This window comes from Aeromonas sp. R9-2 (assembly GCF_040908025.1).
Classification (GTDB): Bacteria; Pseudomonadota; Gammaproteobacteria; order Enterobacterales; family Aeromonadaceae; genus Aeromonas; species Aeromonas veronii.
This window is the reverse complement of the sequence record NZ_JBFOCX010000028.1, coordinates 1-10,483: the sequence shown is the minus strand read 5'-3', so window position 1 is coordinate 10,483 and position 10,483 is coordinate 1. Positions and strand designations below refer to the sequence as shown.

General features: G+C 50.9%; 5 protein-coding genes and 3 pseudogenes. 4 read left to right on the top strand and 4 right to left on the bottom strand.

The genetic code is table 11. From position 1 onward, the window contains the following. On the top strand, positions 1 to 1,042 hold a 1,042-nt coding region (locus tag AB5Y71_RS15910), incomplete at its 5' end, for an RHS repeat-associated core domain-containing protein (RefSeq protein ID WP_368171996.1). A gap of 175 nt (positions 1,043 to 1,217) precedes the next feature. On the opposite strand, the pseudogene AB5Y71_RS15905 reads toward AB5Y71_RS15910, so the two are convergent. After that, positions 1,218 to 2,001: pseudogene (locus AB5Y71_RS15905) on the bottom strand (IS5 family transposase). Next, positions 1,979 to 3,429 (bottom strand): annotated as a pseudogene (locus AB5Y71_RS15900) (IS66 family transposase). Before AB5Y71_RS15900 ends, AB5Y71_RS15905 begins: the two co-directional pseudogenes overlap by 23 nt. Positions 3,430 to 3,990: 561 nt before the next feature. On the opposite strand from AB5Y71_RS15900, the gene AB5Y71_RS15895 reads away from it, so the two are divergent. The 3 genes from AB5Y71_RS15895 (at position 3,991) to AB5Y71_RS15885 (ending at position 7,890) form a co-directional block, all read left to right on the top strand. Continuing rightward, the gene (locus AB5Y71_RS15895) at positions 3,991 to 4,482 is read left to right on the top strand and encodes a hypothetical protein (RefSeq protein ID WP_368171995.1); all 492 of its coding nucleotides are present in this window, start codon (positions 3,991 to 3,993) and stop codon (positions 4,480 to 4,482) included. A 94-nt stretch (positions 4,483 to 4,576) separates the two neighbouring features. Next, positions 4,577 to 5,329 carry a fimbria/pilus periplasmic chaperone gene (locus AB5Y71_RS15890; RefSeq protein ID WP_368171994.1) on the top strand — a complete coding sequence of 251 codons (753 nt, stop codon included), beginning with the start codon at positions 4,577 to 4,579 and terminating at the stop codon, positions 5,327 to 5,329. Positions 5,330 to 5,370: 41 nt separating this feature from the next. Continuing rightward, positions 5,371 to 7,890 carry a fimbria/pilus outer membrane usher protein gene (locus AB5Y71_RS15885; RefSeq protein ID WP_368171993.1) on the top strand — a complete coding sequence of 840 codons (2,520 nt, stop codon included), beginning with the start codon at positions 5,371 to 5,373 and terminating at the stop codon, positions 7,888 to 7,890. A gap of 125 nt (positions 7,891 to 8,015) precedes the next feature. On the opposite strand, the pseudogene AB5Y71_RS15880 reads toward AB5Y71_RS15885, so the two are convergent. Together AB5Y71_RS15880 and AB5Y71_RS15875 are read right to left on the bottom strand one after the other, a co-directional pair. After that, positions 8,016 to 8,905: pseudogene (locus AB5Y71_RS15880) on the bottom strand (IS3 family transposase); the annotation flags it as partial. 2 nt (positions 8,906 to 8,907) lie between these two features. Then, complete coding sequence (locus AB5Y71_RS15875; protein WP_368171845.1) at positions 8,908 to 10,254, bottom strand: IS110 family transposase; 1,347 nt, start codon at positions 10,252 to 10,254, stop codon at positions 8,908 to 8,910. Between the last annotated feature and the right edge of the window lie 229 nt (positions 10,255 to 10,483).

Sequence of the window (10,483 nt, the reverse complement as noted above, 5' to 3'; positions counted from 1 at the left end):
GACGAATAGCTCGGGCTTGTTGATGGCGGATGAGGCTCGAAATCAGCTGACGATTATGACTAATTTCATCGGATTCAACGGCGAGCGGCGAGACCCGGTTACCGGCCTATACCATTTAGGGAAAGGGTATCGGGCTTATAACCCGGCGCTGATGCGTTTTCATGCGGCTGACAGTTTAAGCCCTTTTGGTGATGGAGGGCTTAACCCCTATGCCTATACCCTTGGAAACCCAATTAACCTGCTTGACCCAAGTGGTCATATGAGCGTGTCGGCAGGAGTGGGACTTGGTTTGGGTATTTTGGGGCTACTGATTTCGATTGTCACCCTGGGGACGGGGATCGCAGCGGGAGCTGCCATGATGACGGCAGGAACCGCCTTGTCAATAACCTCTTCTGTCCTGGGTATCGTATCTTCTGCGACAGGTATTGCGTCTGCCTTGACGGAAGAGAGTAACCCGCAAGCATCGTCCACTCTCAGCTGGATATCATTAGGGACTGGCATTGCCAGCGCGGTGACAGGTATTGCGGGGGCTGGCTTGAGTCGCTCTGTAGCCAAGATGGCTAACAAGGTGGCACCTTCGTTATCATTCCAAAATGCCAAATCTTTCCTTGCAGCTAGTCCGGTTGATGATGTCGTCAATTCCGGCGTGTGGCGAAAAGGAGGTCTGTATATGGCAAAAACAACCCCCAGAATAGCGCCTAATGGTAATGTACCCCTGCAATATCTGCCGTACAAGCCTAGCAGTATTACTACCATGAATTTAAGTAACTCTTCGAAGTTATTCACGACCGCGGAGTTGAGTGGTTGTGGTCTTTTGATTGAGCAAGGTAAAAAAATCACTTCCGTGGCGCATATTGCCGGCGAGGTTTCAAACAGTTCTATGGCGAAAATTGCACAGGTAACCGGTTCCAAGTTGTTCAACTCAGCCAATTACGCTAATCGAGCAACCGTTTTTGGTTCTCGTCAAGGGTCTTCATGGAGTTTTTGGGCTCAACATCGAGGGGGACTTGGAAAGCTGATGGGATCTCCTTTTAGGATATAAGATACTGTGATGCCTCCGATCGGTTGAGCTGGTATTGTAGTAGTCAACCAAATCCGGACACTTGGTTGGGCCGCTCTTCGGCTTTGACTGACGGTATCCCGTCGCCTGGAGCCACTCTGGGCGTTGTTTCCCAAATTAACCATCAAGCCGCAACTGCCCCAGCCCCAAGTGACCGTTACACTTGGGGCTTTTTGACAGGCAGACCCAGGCTGTTCAGTTTGTTTATCGCTCCAACATACGCCATCACTTCCCCAACCTGACCGTTGTATTTTCGCAGACTGATTTTCCCCACCAGCAACTGCTTGAACCGATGCATCGCCGTCTCTGTCAGCGAGCGCCGGTGATACCCAAATATCTTCTTCCAGTGCGACAGCCCTTCTTTGCGCGTCACCTGCACGACCTCATTTCTTGGGTGTCCCTTTTTCCATGACCCCGCGTTCTTGCGAGGCGGGATACAGGCTGTCGCCCCTTTACCTGCTATCAGCTGATGGCTGGCTTTGCTGTCGTAGGCGCAGGCTCGCCGTTTCTCGGCGCCGTGTTTTCTGACCTTCCACTCGCCTTAACCAAATACCTTCAGCCCGTTTGAGTCGATAACCAAATCGGTAATACGTCCTTTTGGGGGCTGTCGATAAGCCACCGTCACCGTGCGGGCCCGCTTGCTTACACAACTGTAATCCGGGGGCACAAAGCGGTACGTTCATCAACTCGAACAGGGAGTCGAGTAGTCCCTGAGTGGCCCGCAGAGTGAGGTTAAAAATCCCCTTAAGCAGCAGGAAGGTACAGATGGTCTGATCGGTGTAGAGCTGACTGCGACCCCGCCGCCCATGATGATCATGGTGAAACCAGTTGCTCATGGCCTCAGCATCAACCCAGAAGGTGAGTGAACCACAGTTAATCAAAGACTTGTTGTATTGAGGCCAGTTGGTGAGTAACCGTTCACCGGCAGGTGCTTGACACACACAATTCGGCTGGGATGGGGTAATCCGTTTTCTCGATGCAGGCTTTGACGATGGTGCGCAGCCACTCCTGGGGACAACGTCCCAAGCGTTTGGCTGTCTCCACCAACGACAGGATACGTTGGCGAAACAACTCGCCACGATGTGAGCATACTCCGTAGCTTCCTTTGCGCCACAGCACATAGCCGCGCAGCGCTCGCTCTGCCTCATTATTCGTCAGCGGAATATCGTCATCACTCATAAACCGCCACAGCATCTCGTCATCCTTGATGAGCCACTCGCAGCGCCCCCGATAGCGCTTCGAGCAAAGCAGCCCTCCTTGCTCTAACTGCTTTAACCAGCTCTGCCGATAACGCCTGAGCCGGTGTTGATAGCGCTCTCTGCTCAAGGCCCCATTCTCATAGCGATGGCGAACCCGAAAGACACTGTTGGCCAGCAGTACCAACCTGGCGCCGATGGACTGATTAACCTGCTCACCACTTTGGGCGATGGCGACCACATTGCGTAGCACATGGGCCCAGCAGAGTTGGCGCTGACTCGCATCGACAAACCGGTAGCCAGCATACTGGTCCGTCACCAGCACGCCGGCCAGCTCTGACCCCAACAGGCGCTTGGCAGCATCGATACCACGGCCGTAGGCGGTCATGAAGCAGACTGCAATCTTGCTCAGAGCCATCCACATCCAGCGCCGCTCACCACCCCGTTGATGGCGGGTCTCGTCGGCGTGGATAAGTGAGGCCGACTGGACCTGATGCTTGATGGCCTAGTGAGTAGGCGTCAGCATGGCACTGACCCGCCTTGTGCTTCGCTGATGGCTCCGCGACTAAAAACCAGACCAAAGTGTTGCTTCAGTTGCTGTTGTATCTAGGTGACGCTCTGATGGAACTGACCACTTTGCAGCGCGATATAGCTGAGCAGGTTCGGGCCCATCTGAGTGTCGTTGACCGAGTCAGGCAGTGCGGCATCCACCGTGTGAATCGACCGGGTACTGGTGGCGCGAAACAGTTGATGCTCGGTAACGAAGTAACTCACTTCTGGCAATTCAAACACCTGATGCGCTCGATAAGGTTTCTCATGCGCCAGCACGTTGCCACAACAGCAGGGGCAATCCGATGCTGGGTAGTGAGCTTCCACGGACAGACGGGCATCGTGTGAATGGCTCTCGCGCCGCTGACCCTTGTGGCCAGGCTGGGCCCCACGTTTTTTACCGGAAGCCGGACGCGGCCTAACAGGAGGTGTGCAGCCAGGACCATTACTGGAGGGCGGCTTGGAGGAGTTGCCGCTGTGTTGATTAAGGCGGTCCTCCAACTCGGTGATACGGTCCAGGAGCTTGTATATCAGCTCGTAGGCCTGCTCGAGAGTCAATGATGGCACTGCCGGTGTCGACTGTTTTTGGTCATGCCAGCGCGCATGCAACACGGGCGGGATCATGCAACAGGCTGATGGCGATCAAGAGACGATCCTCTCTTTTTCCTGTCAACCCACCCTTGGTGAACGGTTACGTTGATGATGGTGTGAAGCGACGTGCCCATAATGCAGATTTGAAGAGTATGGTGGTGATCAGATCACCAAGTCCTCAGTTAGTTCCATTCAAGCTGCGGCGCGTGAATATCAACACGTGTTTGCATGAGGCACCAAAGGAGCATATAACTGGGGCATAACAATAAACAAAGCTAAAAGGCCCCTCAAAACAGAAAATATATATTATATTTTATTATAATATCTAGGTGGGGGTTTTCATGGTGGTTCCATGTGTATACCTTTGCGTTGGCGAATTATGCTGCCTGGTGACACAACAAACATGCCATGCAATACCGTAGTAGGTGTATATGTATAAATTAGTAAAAGTTGCTCCACCTTGGTTCTTTCTTTTTGGGGGGGCACTAATATTCTTACGAGGATCGCGTACCTGTGCATGACGTTTTTGACTGTCTAAAATTTGGCATATTTTGCAAAACAAACCTCGAAACATAAGATAGGTAAATTGAAATTATGAGTAAATTATCCAATATTGCGTTTGCATTGATGATGTCTTCCTCTTTTTCTGTTGTAGCTGAGACAGTTATTTTGGGCTCTGAAGCGATTGCTGAGGCTGATATTGTTGTAACCAGTGAAAGTCGTGTCGGAATAACTATTACGCCTGTTGCCAACCTTACAGTTAAAGATATTCTAAAAGGGGATCTTACTGATGTCGCGAAATTTACACTTACAGGCAGTGACACGGCAGTCAGATTGCTCGATGCAAATTTAGCATATCCCAGTTGCGCGTATCTTTTGGGGTCAGCAGATAAAAATAATAAAATTGAAGTTTGCCTGAAGAATGCTAACAAGGGGAGTTTCAAGGCCGGTAACTATACGTATTATAAGTATCCTGAAGGGGAGCATATTGTTCGGGGGGGGAATGACAACAAGGTACCATCTATTACCTCTGTTCGCGCTGATACCTACAAGATAGCTATGGAAGCAATAAAATATACAATGTAGTCAAGGTTGAGGCTACATTAGATTTATGTTATGTGATGGCGGAGAATCTTCTGCCATCACATAAATACCTGCATTTACCTTTTCGAGGTGATTAGTGAAGACCTTCTCCACAGTTGCAATAATTATATATGTTAATCTATTTTCCGTTATCGCCCATGCAGGAAATGGAAAATTACCCATTAAGAATCAAGAGTTTGCTGTTGTGTTGGGGAAAAGTCGGGTTATCTATAATCCTAGTAGTAAAGGGCAGATTTTACCTGTAGTTAATGAGCAGGATTATCCCATGTTGGTTCAAACTAGGATCATAGCGGATGGGGAAGAGGAAAATACCCCTACTGGTAGTTTCAGGGCTGTACCTCCACTATTTCGCCTTGATGGTAAGCAGCGTGCAAAGATACGTATTGTTCAGATCGGAGGTCAATTTCCAGAGGATAGAGAGTCTCTATATTGGGTCTGTGTTAAGGGAATCCCTCCAAGCGGTGACGATAGTTGGGCAGGGGGAAATCGCCCAGAGCAAGCCACACTGATGGTACAGATGTCAATCAAAAACTGCATCAAACTTCTTGTACGCCCAAATGAGCTAGTACAGCACGATCCCTTGCTTATGGCTGAACGCTTGAGTTGGCGACTTAACCAAAAGGAGCTTACTGCGTTTAACCCTACTCCTTTTTATATAAATCTCAGCACTATTACAGTGGGCGGAGAATCTGTTGAATCGGTTCGTCACATAGCTCCTTTTTCCAGTTCCACTTTTAGCTTATTGGAAGGGGTTAGCGGCGAGGTAAAATGGCGCGCAATAAGTGATTTGGGGGGAGAAGGCCCTTTACTCAATACCGTTCTCCCATAACTGCCCAACTTTAGTTTGCGAATTTACATTGAGTGGTTTTGATGGAATATAATAAGCTGCAATTACCTGTCTTAGTGTTCATTATGTTGCCCACTTTGGGATGGGCTGATTATCGCTTTGACCCGACTTTGCTAGAGTCTCATGTTGATATGGCCATCCTTAGTGAGGGACATCCGCCAGGTACATATTTTGTCCAGGTGTTGCTTAATGGTCGTGTGGTTGATAGTCAGGAACTTGCTTTTGAACGTGCGGTTGATGGCAGCTTGCAAACATGTTTAAGCAAGAAACAATTATTCCGCTACGGAATCAAGGTCGATGAGTATCCTGCCCTTGCCGGTCAAAGAGTAGATAAGCCTTCAGTAGACGCAGTTTCGGAACAGTGTGTAGATATATCGGCCATTCCACAGGCAGCTATTTACTTTGACTTTTACAGTCAGCAATTGCTTATAAGCGTGCCGCAGTTAGCGTTGATGCAAGATAGTCGTGGTGGCGTGCCACAGGATCTGTGGGATGATGGTATTACCGCCTTGTTGATGAATTATCGGATTAGTGTAAATCGTGCTAGAACAAAAAGCTGTCTTGGATATGAGTGCCATGAACAGTGGTCTGCCATTTTGGAACCTGGACTAAACTTTGGGGCTTGGCGTATTCGCAATGCGAGTAACTGGCAGCCAGGTCAGTGGCAATATGCCTATACCTTTGCTGAGAGGGGGGTGAATGATTGGAAAAGTCGCTTGAGCTTGGGGGAGAGATTTAGCTCTTCTTACGTGTTTGATAGTGTGCCTCTGACGGGCATTATTCTGGCTACCGACGAAGAAATGGTTCCTTATGAACAGCGGGTATACGGCCCAGTGGTACGAGGTAATGCGCGTAGCCAGGCAGTGGTTGAGGTCAGGCAGAACGGTTATCTTGTCTTTAGCACTACGGTAGCTCCAGGCCCCTTCGAGCTAAACGAACTGTCCATTGGTGGATCTAGTGGGGCTCTTGAGGTCACAGTACTTGAAAGTGATGGTCCACCCCAAGTGTTTAATGTTACCTATGCGACCCCCGCCATTGCATTGAGGGAGAGGGCATTCAAATATGAGTGGGCTGGTGGCTATTATCGGTCTGCCAGGCTACAGGTAGAAAAAGCACCCATTGGCCAGTTTTCGTTGATGTACGGTTTACCTTTGGGGCTCACCAGCTTTGGTGGAGGGCAGTTTTCATCCCATTATCGTGTAAGTGCATTAGGGCTAGGTGTGTCACTTGGTATTCTTGGCGCTATCTCTCTGGATAGCAGCCATGGCCGCTGGCAACAGCGAGGATGTGAGGGTGAGGGAGGTGAAAAGTGGCGCTTACTATATAGCAAATATATGGAGCAGACTCAAAGCTGGTTTTCGCTTGAAAGTAATATTTATTCGGCCAACGGATTTCGCACAATTGCTGATGTGCTTGATAGTTATAGTGAATCAGCAGCAGGAAGTACAAATAATTGCCTACCACTCAGTCTTGCTAAGAGGGCCACTTCGGTAACCCTAGGCCAGTCGATGGCTGGATGGGGTAATATTAATATTGCAGCTATTCAGAATCGTTACCAGGATAATCTGCCCAGCAATATATCTTTACGTTTCTCTTATGGGATGACTTATAGAAGAGTGTCTCTATCCCTTGATTGGTCGAAAAGTTACAAGGTGGAATGGGGAGGTCAATCTACAAGGAATAATAATCAAGTAGGCTTACGTATCTCTCACCCGCTTTCGTTCGGTCAGTCAACACCAGTATATATTAGCTATCAGTTTAGAGACGGCAATAATCAAGATCAGCAGCACGAAATAGGTGTGCGAGGAGACGCTTTTGAGCGTCGCATGACTTGGGATGTGCGAGAGCAGCAAAGTTTCGATAGTGTTCATGATGAGCATGGGCGTAGCGCACTGTATTTGGGGTGGAACGGTCAATACAACTCTTTTAATGTGGGTTATGGTCATAGCCGTGATAGTCGACAGATGAATGCCAATCTTGCTGGAGGTATTGTGTTGCATGACGATGGTCTTACTCTGGGACAACCATTGGGCCAAACGGTTGGACTAGTAGTTGCACCTGATGCAGCTGATATGGAGGTGGGATCTTGGCCTGGAGTAAAAACCGATACTCGTGGATATACAACGCTCGGTAGCTTGTCACCATACCAAGTTAATGAGGTTGCCGTTGACCCTTTGAGCCTACCTGATCATGTGAGTATCTCACAGACTGAAATAAAGGTAGTTCCAACCAATGGTGCAGTGGTTCCTGTACAGTTTTTAACTAAAAAGGGATCGAATGCAATGATTCGGATATCTCGCCCAGATGGAACCTTGATACCTTTTGGTGCTGTTGTTGTCGAAGAGGGGGAAAACCGTACCGGCATGAGTGTCGCGGTGGTTGGATATGAAGGTGATGTTTATGTAAGCGGTTTACAGGATGTAGGACGCCTCTTAGTTCGATGGGGTAGTGCCGCGGATCAGAACTGCCTAGTTGATTATAAATTGCCTAAGTCACCGTCAGGACTTGGAGGTCTGTATGAACTTTCTGCAGTTTGTCAATAAGCTGGCAAGGGGGGCACGGCATTGGCTGAGTATATTTATGTTGTGCTCGCTGTTCTGCTCCACAGCTCTTGTTGCCAATACTACGGTGGTAAAGCTTTCTTTAGTACCTGTAGAGGGTGTAGTGGTCAACTAAATCCGGACACTTGGTTAGGCCGTTCTTCGGCTTTTGCTGGCGGTATCCCGTCATTGTGGTGATGTGGACGCCGCCAGTTGTAGTAATCCATCAGGTAATAACTGATATCCCGCTTTGCCTCCCGCACGCTCATGTATCCCATAGCCGGAACCCACTCCGTTTTAAGACTTCTGAACAATCGCTCCATCGGGGCATTATCCCAGCAGTTGCCACGCCGACTCATGCTCTGGGTCATGCGATAGCGCCACAGTCGTTGCCGAAATGCCCTTGGCTGCCCTGGTCAGAGTGAAACAGCACACCAGATGGGCAACCACGCTGCTGATAGGCCATCGCCAGTGCTTTGATTGCCAATTCTGCATCAGGTTTATCAGACATCGCCCAGCCCACGACCCGCCGGGTGTGCAGGTCAAGCACCGCTGCCAGGTAATGCCAACGGCCACCAGCCCAGACGTAGGTGATATCGCCACACCACACCTGATTGGGTTGCTGGACATCAAATTCGCGGGCCAGCAGATTGGGGATATCCGGTCGCTCAGACTGGGCGACCTGATAACGATGAGCGCCCGGCTGTTTGGATACCAGCCCGGCTTCCTTCATCAGGTTACGTACTTTGAATCGACCAATCTGATACCCCAACTCCCGCATCATCGACATCAAGGCACGGCTGCCTGCTGAGTTCCGGCTCGCTTTGAACAACCGGCGCAACTCACTGCGTTGCTGTATCCGCTCACGGTTAATCGCCCGTCTGCGGGCCAGATAGTCGTAAAAGCAGGATGTTGGAACATCGAAAGCGCAGCAGACCAAGGTGATGGGGGCTTGTTCCCTTAATCGGTCTATCAGCGCGTACGTGTGAACTCGTCCGCCATCAAGAGAGCAGTAGCCTCCTAAGAAACACCCTCGATTGCCTGTAGGGTAAAACCAAATTCGGCGGCCCGACGGTGCAATCCCTTGACCACCCGATCGCGGTACTGCTGCTCGTAGTGATCGGCGCCAGGATCCTGATATTCCATACCAAAACGCATGGCGTTATAGAACAAGACCGCAATCTTGCGGGCCGTGGCGGTGACCGCCTTCGCTTTGCTGATGCGCGCTGACAACCGTCGGTAGAATGCCCCCAGCGCTGTATTTGTTCTGCCGATGGTCACCGCTGCCAGTCGTAGGTGGGCGGTGACTCGATTCTTGGTCTTGCGAGTATGAGCTGACAGTACCTTGCCACCACTGATCCGGCAGCCCGGAGCCAGTGTCAGCCATGAGGTGAAGTGTTGGGCCGTTCGCCAGCGACTCAGATCCGTTCCACACTCGGCCACCAGACGCAGTGCCAGGTAAGGGCCAATGCCATGGATCTGGGTCAGATCGATACCGACCAGTTGATAGAGCAAGGTGCGGACATCAAAGTTGAGTGCGTTCGGCTGCCGGGTACGGTGGCGAGGCTTGGGTAGCGCTTCGCTGGGACGGGGCTTACCACGAGAGAGTTGTTGCAAGCTTTGGGCAATCTGCTCATCACAGAGAGAAATCTGGGCCTGGTAGGCGTCATACATGGCCAGTGCCTGACTCAAGGCAAACACATGCTCGGGCTGGTAATTGCCAACCAGCGCACGTTGGATGGTTTCGACGCTCGACTGACAGCGCAAGTCGCGCATGGCGGCGAGCATCGTGGCATTTCGCTCTCCTGCGACAATGGCACGGATGATCCGCATACCGGTGGCGCCGGTGATGTCACTCACCACATGCTGCAATTGCAGGTTCATGTGAGTTAGCGCCTTCTGCATGTGCTGGATATGGGCCGCAGCGTAATCGAGGTGACGTTCACGTAGCCGCAGATAACTGCGCAGCGCGGCGATCTCCCGCTCAGGATGGAAGCTGGCGCGCAGTAGACCGCAAGCATGCAGGCGCTGGATCCATTGCGCATCGTTGACGTCAGTTTTGCGCCCAGGTACGGCCCGGGCATCCCGGGCGTTAGCCAAGATGACCTGTAAGCCATGGGTCTCCAGGATCTCGTACACGGGTATCCAATACACACCCGTTGATTCCATTGCCACGGTAGTGATCCCAAGCTCGACCAACCAAGCAGCCATACGCTCCAGGTCTGCCGTGAAAGCCTGAAAGGTTTGCACTGGTTCTTCGGCGAGCGCGGTGGGCACCGCAACCACATGGAACCGTGAACCGATATCAATGCCCGCGGCGCGGGCATGGATGATCGGCAAACCGTGTTCTGTGTTGTGCTTTTTCATGAATACCCCTCCATCACAAATAGTGCCGGACGGGGACTCGGATTCGATCACATTCCTAAACGGGGTCACCAAGGTGCCACCACTCACGGGTCCGCAGCTTCCCCTGGGTCAGGTTTTTTGACGGGGACTAAGCCTCCAAAAAGCAAACGACCACTGTCCGGTGAGATCAGTGTAGTGGACGTGTTTCTAATTCCATGGGCCACGGAGTGCCGGGGAGGCGGTTTTTTAG

Bases quoted from the DNA above. Each gene is read 5' to 3' on its own strand.
- AB5Y71_RS15885 (WP_368171993.1), top strand. From the start codon at position 5,371: ATGGAATATAATAAGCTGCAATTACCTGTCTTAGTGTTCATTATGTTG.
- AB5Y71_RS15895 (WP_368171995.1), top strand. From the start codon at position 3,991: ATGAGTAAATTATCCAATATTGCGTTTGCATTGATGATGTCTTCCTCT.
- AB5Y71_RS15875 (WP_368171845.1), bottom strand. From the start codon at position 10,254: ATGAAAAAGCACAACACAGAACACGGTTTGCCGATCATCCATGCCCGC.